The 18,462-nt window shown below is 70.8% G+C and carries 24 protein-coding genes; 12 read left to right on the forward strand and 12 right to left on the reverse strand.

The features are described 5' to 3' along the window. Window positions 1-206: 206 nt before the first annotated feature. Window positions 207-1,307: a citrate synthase 2 gene (locus P3T41_RS12280; protein ID WP_280689734.1), complete on the forward strand. Its 1,101-nt coding sequence runs from the start codon at window positions 207-209 to the stop codon at window positions 1,305-1,307. 117 nt (window positions 1,308-1,424) lie between these two features. Beyond that, window positions 1,425-2,546: a phosphoserine transaminase gene (serC, locus tag P3T41_RS12285; RefSeq protein ID WP_280689735.1), complete on the forward strand. Its 1,122-nt coding sequence runs from the start codon at window positions 1,425-1,427 to the stop codon at window positions 2,544-2,546. Window positions 2,547-2,735: 189 nt separating this feature from the next. On the opposite strand, the gene P3T41_RS12290 is transcribed toward serC, so the two are convergent. Beyond that, window positions 2,736-3,500, reverse strand: a complete 765-nt coding sequence (locus P3T41_RS12290) for an SDR family NAD(P)-dependent oxidoreductase (protein ID WP_280689736.1) — start codon at window positions 3,498-3,500, stop codon at window positions 2,736-2,738. A gap of 79 nt (window positions 3,501-3,579) precedes the next feature. On the opposite strand from P3T41_RS12290, the gene P3T41_RS12295 reads away from it, so the two are divergent. After that, window positions 3,580-4,188: a TetR/AcrR family transcriptional regulator gene (locus P3T41_RS12295; RefSeq protein WP_280689737.1), complete on the forward strand. Its 609-nt coding sequence runs from the start codon at window positions 3,580-3,582 to the stop codon at window positions 4,186-4,188. Here P3T41_RS12295 and thpR read toward each other — a convergent pair. Genes thpR through P3T41_RS12310 form a run of 3 tightly spaced genes read right to left on the reverse strand, consistent with a single transcriptional unit; the run spans window position 4,175 to window position 5,801 of the window. Beyond that, window positions 4,175-4,750 (reverse strand): RNA 2',3'-cyclic phosphodiesterase, encoded by a 576-nt coding sequence (thpR, locus tag P3T41_RS12300; protein ID WP_280689738.1) that lies wholly within the window; start codon window positions 4,748-4,750, stop codon window positions 4,175-4,177. The genes P3T41_RS12295 and thpR overlap by 14 nt on opposite strands. A 3-nt stretch (window positions 4,751-4,753) precedes the next feature. Then, window positions 4,754-4,939, reverse strand: a complete 186-nt coding sequence (locus P3T41_RS12305; protein ID WP_280689885.1) for a DUF397 domain-containing protein — start codon at window positions 4,937-4,939, stop codon at window positions 4,754-4,756. After that, window positions 4,851-5,801 carry a helix-turn-helix transcriptional regulator gene (locus tag P3T41_RS12310; protein WP_280689739.1) on the reverse strand — a complete coding sequence of 317 codons (951 nt, stop codon included), beginning with the start codon at window positions 5,799-5,801 and terminating at the stop codon, window positions 4,851-4,853. Before P3T41_RS12310 ends, P3T41_RS12305 begins: the two co-directional genes overlap by 89 nt. 149 nt (window positions 5,802-5,950) lie before the next feature. Between P3T41_RS12310 and P3T41_RS12315 the strand changes: the two genes are divergently transcribed. Genes P3T41_RS12315 through P3T41_RS12325 form a run of 3 tightly spaced genes read left to right on the forward strand, consistent with a single transcriptional unit; the run spans window position 5,951 to window position 6,944 of the window. Further along, window positions 5,951-6,277 (forward strand): hypothetical protein, encoded by a 327-nt coding sequence (locus tag P3T41_RS12315; RefSeq protein ID WP_280689740.1) that lies wholly within the window; start codon window positions 5,951-5,953, stop codon window positions 6,275-6,277. Beyond that, a complete protein-coding gene (locus P3T41_RS12320) occupies window positions 6,274-6,477 on the forward strand; it encodes a hypothetical protein (protein WP_280689741.1) in 204 nt (67 codons plus the stop codon). Before P3T41_RS12315 ends, P3T41_RS12320 begins: the two co-directional genes overlap by 4 nt. Next, window positions 6,474-6,944: a hypothetical protein gene (locus P3T41_RS12325; protein WP_280689742.1), complete on the forward strand. Its 471-nt coding sequence runs from the start codon at window positions 6,474-6,476 to the stop codon at window positions 6,942-6,944. Before P3T41_RS12320 ends, P3T41_RS12325 begins: the two co-directional genes overlap by 4 nt. 28 nt (window positions 6,945-6,972) lie before the next feature. On the opposite strand, the gene P3T41_RS12330 is transcribed toward P3T41_RS12325, so the two are convergent. After that, entirely contained in the window at window positions 6,973-7,416 is a 444-nt protein-coding gene (locus P3T41_RS12330) for a hypothetical protein (RefSeq protein ID WP_280689743.1), read from the reverse strand. Window positions 7,417-7,553: 137 nt separating this feature from the next. Between P3T41_RS12330 and P3T41_RS12335 the strand changes: the two genes are divergently transcribed. The 3 genes from P3T41_RS12335 (at window position 7,554) to P3T41_RS12345 (ending at window position 9,028) form a co-directional block, all read left to right on the forward strand. Further along, window positions 7,554-7,901 carry a hypothetical protein gene (locus P3T41_RS12335; RefSeq protein ID WP_280689744.1) on the forward strand — a complete coding sequence of 116 codons (348 nt, stop codon included), beginning with the start codon at window positions 7,554-7,556 and terminating at the stop codon, window positions 7,899-7,901. A 94-nt stretch (window positions 7,902-7,995) separates the two neighbouring features. Next, a complete protein-coding gene (locus P3T41_RS12340; RefSeq protein ID WP_280689745.1) occupies window positions 7,996-8,460 on the forward strand; it encodes a helix-turn-helix domain-containing protein in 465 nt (154 codons plus the stop codon). Between the two features lies 1 nt (window position 8,461). Further along, window positions 8,462-9,028, forward strand: a complete 567-nt coding sequence (locus P3T41_RS12345) for a PIN domain-containing protein (protein WP_280689746.1) — start codon at window positions 8,462-8,464, stop codon at window positions 9,026-9,028. Window positions 9,029-9,115: 87 nt separating this feature from the next. On the opposite strand, the gene P3T41_RS12350 is transcribed toward P3T41_RS12345, so the two are convergent. From P3T41_RS12350 to P3T41_RS12365, 4 genes are all read right to left on the reverse strand, one after another. After that, on the reverse strand, window positions 9,116-10,618 hold the full coding sequence (locus P3T41_RS12350) for an MFS transporter (protein WP_280689747.1): 1,503 nt from the start codon (window positions 10,616-10,618) through the stop codon (window positions 9,116-9,118). A gap of 121 nt (window positions 10,619-10,739) precedes the next feature. Next, window positions 10,740-11,174 carry a MarR family transcriptional regulator gene (locus P3T41_RS12355; RefSeq protein WP_280689748.1) on the reverse strand — a complete coding sequence of 145 codons (435 nt, stop codon included), beginning with the start codon at window positions 11,172-11,174 and terminating at the stop codon, window positions 10,740-10,742. 276 nt (window positions 11,175-11,450) lie between these two features. Further along, window positions 11,451-12,374: a DUF4231 domain-containing protein gene (locus P3T41_RS12360; protein WP_280689749.1), complete on the reverse strand. Its 924-nt coding sequence runs from the start codon at window positions 12,372-12,374 to the stop codon at window positions 11,451-11,453. A 52-nt stretch (window positions 12,375-12,426) separates the two neighbouring features. Then, entirely contained in the window at window positions 12,427-12,669 is a 243-nt protein-coding gene (locus tag P3T41_RS12365; protein WP_280689752.1) for a hypothetical protein, read from the reverse strand. A gap of 84 nt (window positions 12,670-12,753) precedes the next feature. On the opposite strand from P3T41_RS12365, the gene P3T41_RS12370 reads away from it, so the two are divergent. Then, window positions 12,754-13,371 (forward strand): histone deacetylase, encoded by a 618-nt coding sequence (locus tag P3T41_RS12370; protein WP_280689753.1) that lies wholly within the window; start codon window positions 12,754-12,756, stop codon window positions 13,369-13,371. 7 nt (window positions 13,372-13,378) lie between these two features. Here P3T41_RS12370 and P3T41_RS12375 read toward each other — a convergent pair whose 3' ends face one another. The 3 genes from P3T41_RS12375 to P3T41_RS12385 all read right to left on the reverse strand — a co-directional run bounded on the left by P3T41_RS12375 (window position 13,379) and on the right by P3T41_RS12385 (window position 15,480). Then, complete coding sequence (locus tag P3T41_RS12375) at window positions 13,379-13,798, reverse strand: PIN domain nuclease (protein WP_280689754.1); 420 nt, start codon at window positions 13,796-13,798, stop codon at window positions 13,379-13,381. Continuing rightward, window positions 13,795-13,995 (reverse strand): type II toxin-antitoxin system VapB family antitoxin, encoded by a 201-nt coding sequence (locus P3T41_RS12380; protein ID WP_280689755.1) that lies wholly within the window; start codon window positions 13,993-13,995, stop codon window positions 13,795-13,797. Before P3T41_RS12380 ends, P3T41_RS12375 begins: the two co-directional genes overlap by 4 nt. 78 nt (window positions 13,996-14,073) lie before the next feature. Further along, window positions 14,074-15,480 (reverse strand): NCS2 family permease, encoded by a 1,407-nt coding sequence (locus tag P3T41_RS12385; protein WP_280689757.1) that lies wholly within the window; start codon window positions 15,478-15,480, stop codon window positions 14,074-14,076. Between the two features lie 122 nt (window positions 15,481-15,602). On the opposite strand from P3T41_RS12385, the gene P3T41_RS12390 reads away from it, so the two are divergent. Both P3T41_RS12390 and P3T41_RS12395 read left to right on the forward strand, forming a co-directional pair. Beyond that, window positions 15,603-15,872: a DUF2530 domain-containing protein gene (locus P3T41_RS12390; RefSeq protein ID WP_280689758.1), complete on the forward strand. Its 270-nt coding sequence runs from the start codon at window positions 15,603-15,605 to the stop codon at window positions 15,870-15,872. 120 nt (window positions 15,873-15,992) lie between these two features. Continuing rightward, complete coding sequence (locus P3T41_RS12395; protein WP_280689759.1) at window positions 15,993-18,437, forward strand: HAD-IC family P-type ATPase; 2,445 nt, start codon at window positions 15,993-15,995, stop codon at window positions 18,435-18,437. Window positions 18,438-18,462 lie beyond the last annotated feature (25 nt).

Below are 18,462 nucleotides of genomic sequence, written 5' to 3' on the forward strand. Positions count from 1 at the left end.
GCGCCGGTTCGCACCGGAAGATCCCCGGTGTCCACCGTGTCGGATGTGAGGTCGAGCGGCCCTTTGGGCAACATCACCGCAGTGGTGTATGGCGCAATGCACCCAGTGCCTGCCACTCTGGCACCGAGTGCCAAACACCAAAACGGTCACTGGCCACGTCGCCCCACCCAGGCGGCCGGCCCGTCACGTCACTGAGGAGCCGCGTGATGTCCGATTTCGTACCCGGGCTTGAGGGAGTCATCGCTTTCGAGAGCGAGATCGCCGAGCCGGACCGCGAGGGCGGTGCGCTGCGCTACCGCGGCGTGGACATCGACGAGCTGGTCGGGCATGTCTCGTTCGGCAACGTCTGGGGTCTGCTGGTCGACGGCAAGTTCAACCCCGGCCTGCCGTCCGCCGAGCCCTTCCCGATCCCGGTGCACTCCGGCGACATCCGGGTCGACGTGCAGTCCGCGCTCGCCATGCTCGCCCCGGTCTGGGGCCTGAAGCCGCTGCTCGACATCTCCGCCGAGCAGGCCCGCGACGACCTCGCCCGCGCGGCGGTCATGGCGCTCTCCTACGTCGCGCAGTCCGCGCGCGGCCAGGGCCTGCCGATGGTCCCGCAGAGCGAGATCGACAAGGCCGAGACGGTCGTCGAGCGCTTCATGATCCGCTGGCGCGGCGAGCCGGACCCCAAGCACGTCAAGGCGATCGACGCCTACTGGACCTCGGCCGCCGAGCACGGCATGAACGCCTCCACCTTCACCGCCCGGGTCATCGCCTCCACCGGCGCCGACGTCGCCGCCGCGCTGTCCGGCGCGGTCGGCGCGATGTCCGGCCCGCTGCACGGCGGCGCCCCCTCGCGGGTGCTCGGCATGATCGAGGAGATCGAGCGCACCGGCGACGCCGCCAAGTGGGTCAAGAACGCCCTCGACAAGGGCGAGCGCCTGATGGGCTTCGGCCACCGCGTCTACCGCGCCGAGGACCCGCGCGCCCGCGTGCTGCGCCGCACCGCCAAGGAGCTCGGCGCGCCGCGCTTCGAGATCGCCGAGGCGCTGGAGAAGGCCGCCCTGGAGGAGCTGCACAACCGCCGCCCCGACCGGGTGCTGGCCACCAACGTGGAGTTCTGGGCCGCCATCATGCTGGACTTCGCCGAGGTCCCGGCGCACATGTTCACCTCGATGTTCACCTGCGCCCGCACCGCCGGCTGGTCGGCGCACATCCTGGAGCAGAAGCGCACCGGCCGCCTGGTCCGCCCCGCCGCCCGCTACATCGGCCCGGCCGCCCGCAGCCCGCGCGAGATCGAGGGCTACGACTCGATCGCGCGCTGACGCCTGAATCGCGCTGACGCCCGATCAGCTGCTCTTCGCCGTCCGGCCGCTGGAGATCACATCTCAGCGGCCGGACGGCGGGCGCTGGGCCCACGGCCCGACCAGTAGGCTGCGCGGGTGGCCCAGATTCAGATCCCCGCTGACCTCAAGCCCGCCGACGGCCGTTTCGGCTGCGGCCCGTCCAAGGTGCGCCCCGAGGCCCTCACCGCCCTCGCCGCCACCGGTACCTCACTGCTCGGCACCTCGCACCGTCAGGCTCCGGTCAAGAGCCTGGTGAAGCGCGTGCGCGAGGGCGTGAGCAGCCTCTTCTCGCTTCCCGAGGGATACGAGGTGGTGCTCGGCAACGGCGGCTCCACCGCCTTCTGGGACATCGCCGCCCTCGGGCTGGTGCGGCAGAAGTCGCAGCACCTGAGCTTCGGCGAGTTCTCCTCGAAGTTCGCCTCCTCGGTCAAGGCCGTGCCGTGGCTGGACGACCCGAGCGTGATCAAGACCGAGCCCGGCACCCACCCGCTGCCGGTCGCCGAGGCCGGCGTGGACGTCTACGCGCTGACCCACAACGAGACCTCCACCGGCGTCGCGATGCCGATCCGCCGCCCGGCGGGCACCGCGGGCGACGGCTCGCTGGTCCTGGTGGACGCCACTTCGGGCGCCGGCGGCCTGCCGGTGGACATCACCGAGACCGACGTCTACTACTTCGCGCCGCAGAAGTCCTTCGCCTCCGAGGGCGGGCTCTGGCTGGCCGCCTTCTCGCCGGCCGCGCTGGCGCGGGCCGCCGAGATCGCCGGCTCCGGCCGCTACGTCCCGCCGTTCTTCGACCTGCCGACCGCGATCGACAACTCCTCGAAGGACCAGACGTACAACACCCCGTCGATCTCCACCCTGTTCCTGCTGGCCGACCAGCTGGAGTGGCTGAACGGCAACGGCGGGCTCGACTGGGCCGTCGCCCGTACGGCTGAATCCTCGGCGCACCTCTACGGCTGGGCCGAGAAGTCCGCGTTCGCCACCCCGTTCGTCGCCGAGCCGGCGCAGCGCTCGCAGGTGGTCGGCACCATCGACTTCGACGACGCGATCGACGCCGCCGCCGTGGCCAAGGCGCTGCGGGCCAACGGCATCGTGGACACCGAGCCGTACCGCAAGCTCGGCCGCAACCAGCTGCGGGTCGCGATGTTCCCGGCGATCGACCCGGCCGACGTGCAGGCGCTGACGGCCTGCATCGACTACGTGGTCGAGCAGCTCTGACCCACTGACGACGGAAGGAAGGGCCGCTGCCGGCGAGGCAGCGGCCCTTCCGCCGTTTGCGGGCGCGCTACTTCTGCAGCAGCGCGCCGATCGCGACCGCCACCAGGATCAGCAGGAAGGCGCCGGAGACGATACGGGTTCGAGTCTTGGGGTCCACTGTTTGAGCGTACCCGGCCGGGATGAGCGCTTTCAGAGGTGGGAGCCCCCGGTGGCGTCCAGCAACTGGCCGGTCACCCAGCGGGCGTCGGCCGAGGCCACGAAGGCGACCACGTCGGCCACGTCGGCGGCGGTGCCGATCCGGTTGAAGGCCGAGGACGCCGCGGCCCCGACCCGGGCCGCGTCGTCGGCCAGCCAGTCGGCATTGATGTCGGTGTCGGTGACTCCCGGCGCCACCGTGTTGACCGTCACACCACGGGCGCCCAGCTGCTGGGCCAGCGTCTTGGTGAACACGTCCAGCGCGCCCTTGGTGGCCGAGTAGGCGATCAGGCCGGGCATGGCTATCCGAGTCACACCGGAGGAGATGTTGACGATCCGGCCACCGTCCCGCAGGCGGTCGAGGCCCTGCTGGATGATGAAGAACGGCGCCTTGACGTTGACCGCGAAGACCTGGTCGTAGTCGGCCTCGGCCACCTCCTCGATGGTCCCCCGGGCCGCGATCCCAGCGTTGTTGACCAGGATGTCGAGACCGGAGGCACCGCTGTGGGCGGCCAGCGCCGCGTCGAACGCGGCCCAGAGCGCCGCCGCGTCGCCCGGCACGCCCAGCTCGGCGCCGAGCGCGAACGCCTGCCCGCCGGCCGCCTCGATCTCGGCCACCGTCTGCTTGGCGGCCGCCTCGTTGCTCCCGTAGTGCACCCCCACCAGCGCGCCCTCGCGCGCCAGCCGCAGCGCGATCCCCTTGCCGATCCCCCGGCTGCCGCCGGTCACCAGGGCCGTCTTCCCCGCAAGCCTGCTCATCGCACCCCACCATTCTGTAGCAGTCGCTATGGAAAGGACCGTAGCACGGTTTCTGTAGCGGGCGATATAGAATTTGGGCATGCCGACTCCCCCGCCCCGTGGCCGCCCCCGGTCCTTCGACCGCGCGGCGGCCCTGGACGCCGCCACCATGCTGTTCTGGGAGCGGGGCTACGAGGCGACCTCGATCGCCGACCTGACCGAGGCGATGGGCATCCGGGCCCCCAGCCTCTACGCGGCCTTCGGCGACAAGCGCTCGCTCTTCGAGGAGGCGGTGGCCGGGTTCCGCCACACCCACGGCGCCTACGTGGCGCGCGCGCTGGCCGAGGAGCCGACGGTGCGGGCGGGGATCGCGCGACTGCTCCGGGACTCAGCAACGGAGTTCACCACGCCAGGCCGGCCGCACGGCTGCCTGGTGATCAGCGCTGGGGTCAACTGCGGCAGCCCGCAGGTGCGGGAGCAGCTGCGGGCGATCCGGGAGGGCAGCGTCGCGGACTTCGAACGCCTGATCGCGGCGGCGGTGGCCAGCGGCGAGGAGCCGCCCGAGACCGACCCGGGCACCCTGGCCCGGCTCACCGCCGCGGTGCTGCAGGGGATGTCGCAGCAGTCCAGGGACGGGGTCGGGCGGGCGGAGCTGGAGCTGCTCGCGGCGGCGGCGATGCGCGCGTGGCCGCCGCTCAGGAGCGAGTGAGCGGCCAGCGGTCCACGACGGTGTAGCGCGAGCCGCCGCTGGCGAAGTCGCTGCGCATCAACTGAAACTCCGTCACCGGCCACTCCACACCCTGGAACTCCTCCAACCGCTCGGCCGCCGTGCGCAGCGCGGCGCGCTCCTCGCGCCCGGGGTGGCCACCGCGCCCGGTGCGGGCGAGGGTGAGGTGGGGGTGGAAGTCGAGTTCGGCGTCCGGCGTTTCGGCGACCTCGGCCGTCACCGTGAGCACCGCCCGGGCCAGCGAACGCAACGCCCACGTCTGCCCGGCCAGCCCGACCCAGAGGACGCGGTCACCGAAGTGCCCACCACCAGCGAGGCGGAGGCGGTGCGCTTGGTAGCCGAGCGCGGTCTGCGCGAGGGCCTCGCGGAGGGCCGGGAGTTGGTCGTCGGGCACCGAGCCGAGGAACGCGAGGGTGAGGTGCCAGCCCTCCTCAGCCGTCCAGCGCAGGCGCTCCGCGCCGGGGAGCGTGCGGAGGGGGGTGGTGGCGTCGGCGAGTTCGCGGACCGCTTCGGGGGAGGGGTGGACGGCGACGAAGAGTCTCATGAGCTAGAGCATGGCAAGCGAACCCGCCTTGACGCCCGCAAGGAACGCCGTGAAGGAGGCGACGGGGAAGGTGAGGGCGGGGCCCTCGGGGTCCTTGGAGTCACGCACGGGGACGAGGCCTCGGGTAGCGGACTGTGGGGCCCATTCGACGCACGCGCCGCCACTCGCGCCCGAGTAGCTGCTCTTGATCCACGTAATGTTGGTCATCGGCCATTCCCTCCATGACACTTCGGATCAGCTCAGCAGATTCCCTCTGAGACAGGGCCTGCGCGCGCAGCCGATCATACTCATCGACGTACCGACTCACTTGGCGTGCGCTGTCGATGAAGTGTCCCTGATCAAGACTCTCCGAATAGACGCGCTTCTGACCACTCGTCTGTTCAAGAATGAGCATGCCACTCATAGACATTCGCGCAGCGTCGCCTTCCCGCAACGGGAGCACCTGGATGACAGCATCGGCCATCCGCATCATCTTCAGCAGATGGGCATGCTGCGCTCGCATCACAGCCGGACTCCCCACAACACGCCGTAGCACTGCCTCGTCGACCACGGCGACCAGGTGAGGTCTGCCAGATGCGAACCTTCGGCTCTGCCGAGCAAGCCTCTCTCTGACTTTCGCCTCGGTCTCCGCAGGGTTGTAGGAGACGAACAGTGCACGCATGTATTCCTCGGTCTGCAGCAGGCCGGGCATCCGCCCGGTGGCGAGTTCATACAACCGAACTGCTTGCCCCTCCAGCTTCCGATACTCCTCATAGGCGTCCCAGTTCGGATGCGGCCGTGACAAGTACGGCTCCACCAGCTTGAACGCCGCCACCAACAACCCACCCGCCCCCAGCGCCTCATCCAGCCTCCTGGCCCACGATTCGTCTGGCTGGACCTTGCCCAGCTCCAGGTGGCTGATCATCGTCTGATGAGTTGTCAGCAGGTCAGCCAGTTGCGCCTGCGTCAGCCCCTTCTCCTCCCGGAGCATCCGCAGCACCCTGCCCCAAGTCATCGGCCCCTCGTCCGACACCCCACCGTCAAGGACTTCCAGCTCCACGACCATGATCATCCCCTCAACAGTCTTGGCAGCTCTCTTACCCAACCGCTTGTGACGCCATGGTCACACCACGAGACTGAAGTGCGCAGGGAAAACGGCCAAAATCCTCCTCTTTGCCCTGCTCTGCCATGATCTGCCACCAGTCGCGGAGCCCATCTGCCATGACAAGCCATCCCCACCCCACCACTCCCCCTCCCCCGCCCTACATCGAGCGCGGCCTGCCCGAGTGCGAGTGCCCGGCCGACTGCGGCGGTCGGCCCGAACTCTTCCTCCGCCTCACCCCGCCCTACCCCACCGTCGACCCCTACAGCAGCACACCCCCGGACCACCCCCACGAACCCCGCAAGCGCGGCGAGTTGGTCTACGACTCGCTCAACCAACGCCTCGGCGTCGTCATGGACCGCACCCGCGACCTCGTCTACCTCCGTCCGGAGCGCGGCGGCCCCGAGTGGGAGGTCGACGCGAAGTGGCTGGTGCAGTCCCCATGACCCACCCCCGCCGCCAAGCGGCCGCCGCCCTGGCCGACTTCACCACCGCCCTCACCGACGCGGACCTCGACCTCCCCGAACCCGGCGACGGCTGGCTCATCACCCACGAGGGCTCCGTCCTGGTCCGCCTCCGCCCGTTCCACCTCACCGAACTCCACCAACTCGCCCGCGCCATCCGCTCCCTGGACGCCAACACGTGACCGTCCGCCTCCTCACCGTGCGCGCCGTCCTCCTCCACCCCGACGACTCCACCGTGCTGCTGCTGCACCTCACCGCCCACCCGTGCCGCCAACTCCCGGGCGGGCCGGCCGATCCGGACGTCCCCCCGCACCTCGCCGCCCGCCGCCACGTCCTGGCCCAGCTCGGCCTGGACCTGCGCTTCACCGCTACCGACCTCGCAGCGGTCGACTACACCGCCTCCGATCTCCAGACCCCGGAGACCGTCGCCTTCCTCTTCACCAAGCCCCTCACTCCGGCCCAGACCGCCCTCGCCCGGATCCCCGACACCGCCGCCCCCACCCTGCACGGCTACACCTGGGCCAACCCCCCCCCCGCCAACCCCACCCCCTGCGACCGCGCCCCCCTCCACCACGCCACCCTCACCCTGGCCCGCCACCACTCCCCCACGGCCCCGGCCTACTTCGTCGCGGGCCACCCGCCGGACTAGCGCTTCCCGAAGGGCTGCTGATGCGCGGTCAGCTCCTGCGGGTCCACGCGGCGAACACTGCGACCACGCTCAGGCAGTCGACGATCACGACGAAGGCGACGACGTACGCCTCACCGGAGAAGAGACCTACGGTGAACCTCAGGACCGGTATCGAACACAGCACGGTGAGGGCGGTGACCAGGGCTGCCACGACCGGGGCCAACCGGGAGCCGCGCCGGAACGCGATCGTAGTGATCAACCACAGCACGGTCGGTACCGCCGCCAGGACGGCGATGGCAGCCGTCGCGGTCTCGGCCATGCCAGCTGCGAGGTTGGGGTCGCCGTACTGGTCCACAGTGTTGCCGGCCCGGTCGAGCCGCACGGTGACATAGACGCAGGCGAGCAGCACCACGCTCCACAGCGCCGTTACCGTGAGTATCAGGCGGAAGGCGAGCCTCGCCCTGCGGGGCACAGCTACGTCGGTGATCGGCACGAAGCCCGACCCTAGTAGTACATGATCCCCCTGAACCACCCTCGTCCAGTCCGTCCGTTCAGCTGTCCCGTCCCGCGCCCTCGCCACCCGCCGCGTGCACTAGGACGTCGGCCAGCTCGACCGGGGCGAACAGCGGCGTGAAGTTGTCGACTTCGCCTGGTCATGGCGCGCGGGACCCGACCCGTGGCGCGAGTTCAACGGCGGTATCAGGCACCTGGTCGCCCCGGAACTCGCCGCCCGGCTACACCGCCGCCGGCCTCACCCCGAAGGACACCAGCCCGGCCGACCTGCGGAAGGCGATCGCCGCCGGCATCCCGCTGACCACCGCGCGGCCGTGGCCGCACCTGACGACGATCCTCGCCGACGTCCTCACCGCACCCGCCCCCGAGCGCCCGACAGCCGGGGAACTCGCCGACGGCCTCGCCGCGGTGACCAGCCGAACGTGCGCGCTACGCGGTCGGGATGCAATGCACCCGTTCGGGTGAACACAACTCCGAGAACATGGATCAGCACAAGCTAGGGATTGCACCTGCTGCGAATATTTCGAATACTTCGATTAGGCTCGTAGCGGAGGTAGCCATGAGTACTGTCAGCGGCAAGAAGATCGAACCGGGCACCGTCGATGCCGGCCACGCCGAACGGGCACTGCGAAGAGTCAACGACTACCTGGCACACACCGCACAGAAGGACGAGGACATCCACGTCCATCTGGAGACCGGTGCCCAGGACGAGGCTCTCGTCCTGCCCCGGCCGGTGGTGGAGCTGTTCGCCTCCATGCTGGCTGCTCTCGCCAACGGGCAGGGCGTCCAGATCATGCCGGTGGACGCCGAGCTCACCACCCAGCAGGCGGCCGACCTGTTGAACGTGTCGCGTCCCTACCTGATCGGGTTGCTCGAGTCCGGCGAGATCCCCTTCAGGCTTGTCGGGCGCCACCGGCGGATCCGCTTCGCGGATGTCCATCAGTACCTGCGCGAGGACGACGCCAAGCGCAAGGATGCCGCCGACGAGTTGATGCGGCTGGACCAGGAGCTGGGACTGCTCTGACATGGCCTTTGTCGTGATCTACGACGCGTGCGTGCTCTACCCGAACACGCTTCGAGACCTGCTGATTCGCGTCGGCCAGAAGGGATTCGTCCGCGCCAGATGGTCCGATCTCATCCTTGATGAGGTCGACCGCAACCTGGCCGAGAACATGAACATCCCGCAGGAGAAGCTGCACCGCCGTCGGCAACTGATGAACGGCGCCATCCGAGACTGCCTGGTCACGGGGTTCGAGACCCTCATCGACGGGCTCGAACTACCTGATCCCGACGACCGCCACGTGCTCGCGGCCGCCATCAAGGCCGGCGCCCAGGTCATCGTCACCGAGAACCGGAAGGACTTCCCCGTCGATCGTCTCGCCAGATGGAACATCGAGCGCAAGAGTGCCGACGAGTTCGTCCTGGACCTCATCGATCTGGACGATCGCGTCGTCTACGCCTGCATCCAGGAGATCGCAACATCCCGGCGTCACCCTCCGCAGACCCTCGATGACGTCCTGGCCCAACTGGAGAAGTCCGGCCTCAGCCAGTCCGTTGCCGCGCTGCGCCTAGGGCGAGGAGCAGGAAGCTGACGCTTCCACAGGGGACACCGGACGGGCGAAGCCGGCTCGGCCAGATCTCGGAGAACCGGATCTGACCGAGCGTCACACGACGTCCCGTCAGCAGGCCGCCGCCAGCTCCCGCTCGCGCGCCCGCGACGGCGACTCCGCCGGCTGCGCCTGCCGTGGCACGAACGCCACCACCCGGCCGCCGCTCCCCCGGTGCAGGTCGACCCGCAGGCGCAGGTCGGCGCAGCGGGCCAGGACCAGGCCGATCACCGCCGCGGCCAGTGCCGAGACCAGGCCGCAGGCCAGCAGGCCGACCCGGGGGCCGTAGGCGGCGGTGGCCCAGCCGACCAGCGGGGCGCCGACGGGGGTGCCGCCGGTGAAGACCAGGACCAGCAGGCCCATCACCCGACCGCGCATCTCGGGTTCGGTGGCCAGTTGCACGTAGGAGTTGACCGCCGTGTTGAAGGTCAGGCCGCAGATCCCGACCAGGGTGAGCAGCACCGCGAAGCTCCAGTACCCGGGCGCCCCGGCGGCCAGCACCTCCAGCACGCCGAAGCTCAGCGCCGCGCCGGTCAGCCAGCGCAGGCGCGGGTTGCCCCGGCGGGCGGCGTAGAGCGCGCCGGCCAGCGAGCCGAGTGCCATCGCGGTGTTCAGCAGGCCGTACCGGCCGGGGCCGACGTGGAAGGTTTCGTGGGCGAAGCCGGCGAGCAGGGTGGGGAAGTTGAAGCCGAAGGTCCCGATGAACCCGGCCAGCACCAGCGGCCACATCAGGTCCGGCCGCTCCCGCACGTAGTGCAGTCCCTCGCGCAGCTGGCCCTTCTGGCGTGGGATCCGCTCCACCGGGCGCAGTTCGCTGGTCCGCATCGCCAGCAGTCCGCCGATCACCGCCGCGAAGGAGACCGCGTTGAGCGCGAACGCCCAGCCACTGCCGACCGCCGCGATCAGCAGGCCGGCCACCGCCGGGCCGACCAGCCGGGCGGTCTGGAAGTTGGCGGCGTTCAGGCTGACCGCGTTGCTCAGGTGCTCGGGGCCGACCATCTCGGAGACGAAGGCCTGCCGGGTCGGCGTGTCCACCACGGTGACCAGGCCGAGCAGCAGCGCGAAGGCGTAGACGTGGTACTCGGTCACCACGCCGGTGATCGTCATCACGGCCAGCACGGCGGCCAGCAGGCCCATCGCGCCCTGGGTGACGATCAGCAGCCGCCGCTTGGGCATCCGGTCGGCGAGCACGCCGCCGAAGAGGCCGAGCAGCAGGGTGGGCAGGAACTGCATGGCGGTGGTGATGCCGACCGCGAGCGGGCTGCCGGTGAGGCTCAGCACCAGCCAGTCCTGGGCGATGCGCTGCATCCAGCTGCCGGTGTTGCTGACGATCTGCCCGGCGAAGAAGTACCGGTAGTTGCGAACCCGCAGCGAGGAGAAGGTCCCCGTCGGGCGGGTGAACCGGGTCGAGGCCGCGGTTCCCGGTGCGGCGGGCTCAGCCGCCGCGGTGCGTTCGCAGGGGTCGTCGTCGCCGGGCGAAGTCACCGGCGTGGCCACGGGAGTGGCGAGGTTGGTGGTCGGGATGGTGGTGTCGTCGGGACGGTTGGCGGCGCCGGCTGCGCCCTGCGGTATCACGTACTGCTCCCCTCGGGGCGCGGCCTCGGCATGGGCCGGGGCCGCGCTGCTGGTCTTCCTGGTCGATCCTGCGGTGATGCGGTCGTCCTCTCTGTCGTCCGGTGCATCCGGCTGCGGTGCGCTACAGGTGCGCGAGCTTGTACAGCGCGGGCGCCGCCGCGCGCACGCTCGCCCACTCCTCCTCGGTCAGCCCGGAGGCCAGCTCCGCGAGCCAGGCGTTGCGCCGCCTACGGCTCTCGTCGAGGATCGCCGCGGCCTGGTCGGTCATGCTGACCACCACCTGCCGCCGGTCCTCGGGATGCGGCTCCCGCCGCACCAGCCCCTTCTCCTCCAACATCGCGATGATTCGCGTCATCGACGGCGGCTGCACATGCTCCCGCCGCGCCAACTCCCCCGGTGTCGCACTCCCACACCGGGCCAGCGTCCCCAGCACCCCCATCTCGGTAGGGCTGAGCGACTGCTCCACATGCTGGTGCCGCAATCTGCGCGCCAGCCGCATCACGGACGACCGCAGCTGACTGACAGCGGCGAGGTCGCCCTCGGACATCTCGGACATGATACTTAGGATACGTCATTACCCAAACTAATTAAAAATCGGCATGCCACTCTCGCGGGACGGAGCCACGCAGAGGAGGACCAGGAGGATCTTCGACTGGCCCGCGAGGCGATGACCGAGAACGGGCCCACCGCGACCCTGGCAGAGATGACGGCAGAGACCATGGCCCGCCCTGAACGGCGCGACTCGATCTCCGGCGGCTGAGGCCTGCAGCTCCGCCCCGGCCGAGGCCGGCCAAACTGAAGCTCCGCTCAGCCGTCCTCTCCTGACGAAGCCTCAGTGCGGAAAAGCCCGCCGCGCCCGCCAGCTGGTGTGCTCGCGGGCCACCGCGTCCTCCACGTCGCCGGCCAGCAGCGACCAGGTGGCCTCGGCGTCCGGGTCGTTCACGTCCATGGCGGTCAACTTGCCCCAGACCACGTCGAGTTCCTTGGCGGCGAGCTGGTAGGCCGAGACCAGCGGGCGCAGTTGCTTCAGCTGGGTCCAGGCGATGATCGCGGCGGCGGCGGCCGAGCAGGCGCCGAAGATGCTCACCGAGATCGCGCCCAGCGCCTGTGCCACGGCCGCCGCACCGCCGACGATCATCAGGGCCACGATGCCCAGGCCCCAGGAGACGGACTGCGACTCGCAGGCGTCCGCCTTGGCCAGGTACCAGGTGCGCTGGCCCTCCACCCGCACCCGCAGGTACATGGTGCGCCGGGCGGGCAGCTCGGCGGCCCGCAGCGCGCGCATGCCGTCGGTGATCTCGGGCACCGCGCCGGGGGCGAGCGCGCCGGTCTCCTCGAAGTTCCGCAGCAGGTCGGCGACTTGCGCCCGGTACTCCTCGTCCACCTCGGGCGAGTCGGCCGGGCCGCCGAACGGGCGGGCCCGCACGGTGTACTTCCAGGCCAGCGTCTTCACCGACTCGGCGGCGGCCCGCGCCCCGTACCACTGGGCCTGCGGATTGACCCGGCGCAGCCGGGACCAGAAGTACCCGGCCAGCAGGAAGGCGGCCACCGAGACGAACGGCGCGGCGCTGGTCTTCCCGTGGCCGCTGGGCGCGATCACGGCGCTGACCGCGGCCGCGACCACCAGCATCAGGATCATTCCGCGGTACCAGCGCAGTGTCTGCCGCTGTCCTTCGATCGACGCCCGGTCGGCCGTCTGGAACGGTTCCGGCAGGAAGTCCGCCTCGTCGATACCGGTTGGATCCCAACGCTCCATCGGCCAGTGCCCCCTCACGACTCACCCGGCAGTATGCCCAGCCCCAACTCGGCTACACAGCGCGCTTTCCGGACACTCGTGCGGACAATCCGGCTACTCGCGCGCCGCCGGCCGGGACGACGGCCGCCACCAGGGCCACCACCGCGCACAGCACCCCGAGTTCGGCGACCACCAGCCAGGGACCGCCCAGCACCTCGGCGCCCAGCGGGATCGCCCCGACCAGCCGGCACAGTGCGGCCCACGCCCCACCCACGCAGAGCAGCGTCGACCTGGCGATCCGCATCACTGTCAGCATGCTGACGATGATTCAGCCCGAGCCGCCCCGGCCGGTATCCGGAACGTCCCCCAGCGGACCCTGATCCCGCCCTAGCCTTCCCCTATGACCGGGCCCCTGATCTGGTACGCCGCCTACGGCTCCAACCTGCACCTGGTCCGCCTCACCGCCTACCTCGCCGGCGGTCAGCCACCCGGTGGCGCCCGGGTCTACCCGGGCTGCCGCGACCCGAGCCCGCCGCGCGCGATGCGCCCGATCACGCTGCCGGGGCGGGTGCACTTCGCCCTGGAGTCCGCCGTCTGGACCGGCGGCATGGCCTTCTACGACCCGCTCGACCCCGGCGACACCCCCGCCCGCGCCTACCTGCTCACCGCCGAGCAGTTCGCCGACCTCGCCGCCCAGGAGATGCGCCGCCCACCCGGCACCGACCTCGACCTCACCCCCGCCCTCACCCACGGCCGCGCCACCCTGGGCCCGGGCCGCTACGAGACCCTGGTGCACCCCGGCACCCTCGACGGCCTGCCCCTGCTCACCTTCACCGCCCCCTGGCGCACCGCCGACGCCCCCCTCGCCCCGCCGTCGCTCGGCTACCTGCGCCACCTCGCCGCCGGCCTGCGCGAGTCCCACGCCTGGCCCACCGACCGGATCGCCGCCTACCTCAGCACCCGCCCGGGCGCGGCGGGCCACTGGAGCGCCGCGGCACTCACCGAGTTGCTCGCCTGACCAGACCTCAGTTTGCAGTGCCCGCAGGGACCACCCATCGCGTGCGCTGTCCGGTGATGGCCGCGATCATGTCGTAGTCGCCGTCGTAGTGCAGCACCGTCACCCCATGCCGCTCAGCGGTCGCTGCGATGAGCATGTCGGCCATCGACAGCGCTCGATGGTCGCCGCGGAACAGCGCCTGACTCTGGATCTCCTTGGCACGGTCCCAGACCTCGTCCGTGCAGGGCAGGTGGTCGAACCCGGTGAGCAGGTGGCGGAGCCGCTCCGCCTCGACCGCCGAGCGGGCGCTGTGCAGGACCTCCATCTCGACAGCCGCGCTCACCGCGAGCAGCGCCCGCTGGGAGAGGTCGTCGAGTACGGGTCGCACGGCGGGCTTGCCCCAGCGGGCAAGCGCCGACTTGTCGATCAGGTAGCGCTCTCGGCTCACGCCGCCGCCTGATCGCCCGGCTCATCGAGAAGGTTGAACTCGCCACTGGCAATGGCGTCCGCGAACTCTATCCGGCGGGCCAGCTTCACGGCCTCGAGCAGGGCGGCATTGACGGTCGCGACCTTGGTCTTCGTACCGAAGAGCTGCTGCGCCTCGGCCAGCAGATCATCGTCGAGGTCGATAACGGTGCGTGCCATGGTCGCTCCTCCAGAGGCCGACAACAAGACAACGACATCAATCCCCGCGCACGACAGATATAAATTGCCGAATTCGCCCTACTTCGCCAGCCCCAGCGCCGGCATCATGTAGTAGAAGGCGAACACTCCCGCCACCACGTACAGCGCCACCGGCACGCTTCGCCAGCGTCCGGTCGCCACCCGCAGGACGCAGAAGGTGATGAATCCCATCCCGATGCCGTTGGTGATGCTGTAGGTGAACGGCATCAGCACCATGGTCAGGAAGGCCGGCATCGCGATCGTGTAGTCGCTCCAGTCGATCTCGCGGATCGAGTTGGCCAGGATCAGGAAGCCCACCGTGACCAGCGCCGGGGTGGCGGCCTGGGCCGGGACCATGGTGGCCAGCGGGGTCAGGAGGAGCGCGATCATGAAGAGCGCACCGGTGACCAGGCTGGCGAAGCCGGTGCGGGCGCCCTCGCCGACGCCCGCCGTCGACTCGACGAAGCAGGTGTTGGCCGAGGAGGAGGTGGCGCCGCCGAGCGCGGTGGCGATGCCGTCGACCATCAGGACCCGGTTGATGCCGGGCAGGTCGCCCTTCTCGTCGAGCAGGTGGGCCTCGTCGGCGACGCCGAGGATGGTGCCCATGGCGTCGAAGAAGGCGCTCATCAGCACGGTGAAGACGAAGAGGATCCCGGTCAGCGCGCCGACGTAGTGGAAGCCGCCGAACAGGCTGACCTTGCCGACCAGCGAGAAGTCGGGGCTGGCCACCGGGTCGCCCGGCCACTTGGGGACGGTCAGGCCCCAGGCGTCGGCGGGCAGGTTCGCCAGCTTCTGGATCACCAGGGCCAGCCCGGTCATCGCCGCGATCGAGATCAGGATCGCGCCCGGCACCTTGCGCACCACCAGCACCATGGTGAGCAGCACGCCGAGCATGAAGACCAGCACCGGCCAGCCGTGCAGGTGACCACCGGTCCCGAGCTCCAGCGGGACGGTGGTGTGGGCGATGTCGGGGACCCGGCTGACGAAGCCGGAGTCGACCAGGCCGACCAGGGTGATGAAGAGGCCGATGCCGATCGCGATCGCCTTGCGCAGCCCGAGCGGCACGGCGGTCATCACCCGCTCGCGCAGGCCGGTGGCGACCAGCAGCATGATGCAGAAGCCGGCCAGCACGACCATGCCCATCGCGTCCGGCCAGGTCATCTTGGGCGCCAGCTGGAGCGCCACGACGGTGTTCACGCCCAGGCCCGCGGCCAGGCCGATCGGGACGTTGCCGATCACCGCCATCAGCAGCGTGGTCAGGCCCGCGGTCAGCGCGGTGGCCGTGACCAGCTGCGGGAAACTCAGCGACTGCTTGTTGATGTCCACGGCGTTGGACAGGATGATCGGATTCAGCACCAGGATGTAGGCCATGGTGAAGAAGGTGGCGACACCGCCACGGATCTCCCGCGCCACGCTGGAGCCGCGCTCGGAGATCCGGAAGTAGCGGTCGATGGCCGCGGAAGGCATGCGATTTGTCCTCTGGTGGGGGCAAAGGAGGGCCTTCAGTATGTGTTCACCGGTCGTGCACGCGCCATCTTCGCGCGTAGAGCAACCGAGTGGTCAACACCGGAAGCCGTAGGCTGAGCCCCATGCCGAAGACCCCGCTGCACCCCTCGCCACCTCCCCTGGAAGCCAACGACGTCGCGATCGTCGGCGGCGGCACGGTGGTCTGGTTCGTGGGTTTCCTGGTGCTGCTCCCCTTCCAGCACACGCTCTCCGAGCACGGGCACGGCAGCTGGCCGTGGATCTGCCTCTCCGGCGGTCTGCTCGGCCTGATCGGGCTCTGGTACTGCCGGGCCCGACGGGCCGCGATCCAGCGGGACCGGGCCGCGGCGGAGGTCGGTCCCGGGGAGGAGTGACGCCGGTGGACAGCTCCGCCCCGGGGAGGAGCCGCGCCCCCGCCGAGCGGTCCACCCGGTCGGCCGGACCGGAACCACAGGGGGACGCACCGGACATTTCGCCCCCGTAGAGTCGGTGCCATGACGCATCCCGCCGGCGACCGGCCCGTCCCCGACAGCGGCACCGCCGCCGGCGCCACCGGCCTCGCGCCCGCCGGGCGTGGCGGTCTGACGGCGGCCCAGGTCGCCGAGCGGGTGGCGAACGGCCAGGTCAACGACGTTCCGGCGCGTTCCTCACGGTCCGTCAGCGAGATCGTGCGGGCGAACGTCTTCACCCGCTTCAACGCGATCATCGGCGTGCTCTTCGCGGTCATCCTGGTGGTCGGCCCGATCCAGGACGGCCTGTTCGGCCTGGTCATCGTCGCCAACACGGCGATCGGCATCATCCAGGAGGTGCGCGCCAAGCAGACCCTGGACAGCCTCGCGCTGATCGGCGAGGCCCGCCCCGAGGTGCGCCGGGACGGCCAGGTGACCCAGGTCGCGGTGGCCGAGATCGTGCTGGACGACACCGTGCTGCTCGGCATCGGCGACAAGGTGATCGTGGACGGCGCGGTCACCGAGGCCGAGGGCCTGGAGATCGACGAGTCGCTGCTCACCGGCGAACCCGACCCGGTCCTCAAGCACCCGGGCGACCTGGTGATGTCCGGCAGTTTCGTGGTCGCCGGCGCCGGCGCCTTCACCGCCACCAAGGTGGGCCGCCAGGCCTACGCCGCGCAACTGGCCGAGGAGGCCAGCCGGTTCACCCTGGTCAAGTCCGAGCTGCGCACCGGCATCGACACCATCCTGCGGTTCATCACCTACCTGCTGATCCCCACCGCGATCGGTCTGGTGATCAGCCAGTGGGCGGTCGAGCACAACGACTGGCGCGAGGCGGTGCGCCGCACGGTGGCGGGGATCGTGCCGATGGTGCCCGAGGGGCTGGTGCTGCTGACCTCGGTGGCCTTCGCGATCGGGGTGGTCCGGCTGGGCCGCAAGCAGTGCCTGGTCCAGGAGCTGCCCGCGATCGAGGGGCTGGCCCGGGTGGACACCGTCTGCCTGGACAAGACCGGCACCCTCACCGAGGGCGGCATGGACGTGCTGGAGCTGCGCACCCTCGACCACGCCGGGACCGCCGACGGTGAGCAGCGGCTGCGGCAGGCGCTCGGCGTGATGGCGGCGGCCGACGCCCGGCCGAACGCCAGCATGCGGGCGGTGCTGGACGCCTACCCGGCCCCCGCCGGGGAGGGCCAGGGGCACTGGCGGGTGCTGGAGGCGATGCCGTTCTCCTCGGCCCGCAAGTGGAGCGGGGTGCAGCTGCTGGAGCCGGCCGGTGCCGAGGCCAGCTGGCTGCTCGGCGCCCCCGACGTGCTGCTGCCCACCGGGCACCCGGCGCTGGCCGAGGTGGACCAGCTGGGCGCGCAGGGCCTGCGGGTGCTGCTGCTCGGCCGTACCCCGGTGCCGCTGGACACCCCCGACCCGGCGAAGGACCTGCGCCCGCTGGCCCTGGTGGTGCTCCAGCAGCGGCTGCGCCCGGACGCGGCGGCCACGCTGCGCTACTTCGAGCAGCAGCGGGTCCAGGCGAAGGTGATCTCCGGGGACAGCGCGATCTCGGTCGGCGCGGTCGCGGCGGGCCTGGAACTGCCGGGTGCCGAGCAGCCGCTGGACGCCCGGACCCTGCCGAGCGACCCCGAGGCACTGGCCGACACCGCCGAACGCACCACCGTCTTCGGCCGGGTGACGCCGCAGCAGAAGCGCGAACTGGTCGGCGCGCTGCAGTCCCGCGGCCACCACGTCGCGATGACCGGCGACGGCGTCAACGACGTGCTGGCGCTCAAGGACGCCGACATCGGCGTGGCGATGGGCTCGGGCAGCGAGGCGACCCGGGCGGTGGCGCAGATCGTGCTGCTCGACGACAGCTTCGCCACGCTGCCCTCGGTGGTGGCCGAGGGCCGCCGGGTGATCGGCAACATCGAGCGGGTGGCCAGCCTCTTCCTGGTCAAGACCGTCTACTCGGTGCTGCTGGCGCTGCTGGTGGTCTTCACCCAGCTGCCGTACCCGTTCCTGCCGCGGCACTCCACCCTGCTGAGCTCGCTGACCATCGGCATCCCGGCCTTCTTCCTGGCCCTGGCCCCGAACACCGAGCGGGCCAAGCCCGGGTTCGTCCGCCGGGTGCTGCGGCTGGCCGTCCCGGGCGGGGTGATCGCGGGGGCGGCCACCTTCACCTCCTACGCGCTGGCCCGCGCCGACCACGCCACCGATCTGAAGGCCGACACCAGCGTGGCCACCCTGACCCTCTTCCTGGTGGCGATCTGGGTGCTGGCGATCGTGGCCCGGCCCTACACCTGGTGGCGGGTGCTGCTGATCGCCGCCATGGGCGGCGCCTTCACCCTGGTGCTGACGGTGCCCTGGCTGTCGAACTTCTTCCAGCTCAAGCTGGTCGCCGGCCGCGACGTGTGGACGGGCGTGGGGATCGCGATCGTGGCCGGGCTGCTGCTGGAGGTGGTCTGGCGGTTCGTCCGGCGGGGGCTGGACGGCGACGAAGCCTAGAGGACGCCCAGCCCGCCGGACGGAC

Source organism: Kitasatospora sp. GAS204B, from assembly GCF_029892155.1.
GTDB lineage: Bacteria > Actinomycetota > Actinomycetes > Streptomycetales > Streptomycetaceae > Kitasatospora.

Bases quoted from the DNA above. Each gene is read 5' to 3' on its own strand.
- P3T41_RS12280 (WP_280689734.1), top strand. From the start codon at position 207: ATGTCCGATTTCGTACCCGGGCTTGAGGGAGTCATCGCTTTCGAGAGC.
- P3T41_RS12290 (WP_280689736.1), bottom strand. From the start codon at position 3,500: ATGAGCAGGCTTGCGGGGAAGACGGCCCTGGTGACCGGCGGCAGCCGG.
- P3T41_RS12295 (WP_280689737.1), top strand. From the start codon at position 3,580: ATGCCGACTCCCCCGCCCCGTGGCCGCCCCCGGTCCTTCGACCGCGCG.
- thpR (WP_280689738.1), bottom strand. From the start codon at position 4,750: ATGAGACTCTTCGTCGCCGTCCACCCCTCCCCCGAAGCGGTCCGCGAA.
- P3T41_RS12310 (WP_280689739.1), bottom strand. From the start codon at position 5,801: ATGATCATGGTCGTGGAGCTGGAAGTCCTTGACGGTGGGGTGTCGGAC.
- P3T41_RS12315 (WP_280689740.1), top strand. From the start codon at position 5,951: ATGACAAGCCATCCCCACCCCACCACTCCCCCTCCCCCGCCCTACATC.
- P3T41_RS12320 (WP_280689741.1), top strand. From the start codon at position 6,274: ATGACCCACCCCCGCCGCCAAGCGGCCGCCGCCCTGGCCGACTTCACC.
- P3T41_RS12340 (WP_280689745.1), top strand. From the start codon at position 7,996: ATGAGTACTGTCAGCGGCAAGAAGATCGAACCGGGCACCGTCGATGCC.
- P3T41_RS12345 (WP_280689746.1), top strand. From the start codon at position 8,462: ATGGCCTTTGTCGTGATCTACGACGCGTGCGTGCTCTACCCGAACACG.
- P3T41_RS12355 (WP_280689748.1), bottom strand. From the start codon at position 11,174: ATGTCCGAGATGTCCGAGGGCGACCTCGCCGCTGTCAGTCAGCTGCGG.
- P3T41_RS12360 (WP_280689749.1), bottom strand. From the start codon at position 12,374: ATGGAGCGTTGGGATCCAACCGGTATCGACGAGGCGGACTTCCTGCCG.
- P3T41_RS12365 (WP_280689752.1), bottom strand. From the start codon at position 12,669: ATGCTGACAGTGATGCGGATCGCCAGGTCGACGCTGCTCTGCGTGGGT.
- P3T41_RS12370 (WP_280689753.1), top strand. From the start codon at position 12,754: ATGACCGGGCCCCTGATCTGGTACGCCGCCTACGGCTCCAACCTGCAC.
- P3T41_RS12380 (WP_280689755.1), bottom strand. From the start codon at position 13,995: ATGGCACGCACCGTTATCGACCTCGACGATGATCTGCTGGCCGAGGCG.
- P3T41_RS12385 (WP_280689757.1), bottom strand. From the start codon at position 15,480: ATGCCTTCCGCGGCCATCGACCGCTACTTCCGGATCTCCGAGCGCGGC.
- P3T41_RS12390 (WP_280689758.1), top strand. From the start codon at position 15,603: ATGCCGAAGACCCCGCTGCACCCCTCGCCACCTCCCCTGGAAGCCAAC.
- P3T41_RS12395 (WP_280689759.1), top strand. From the start codon at position 15,993: ATGACGCATCCCGCCGGCGACCGGCCCGTCCCCGACAGCGGCACCGCC.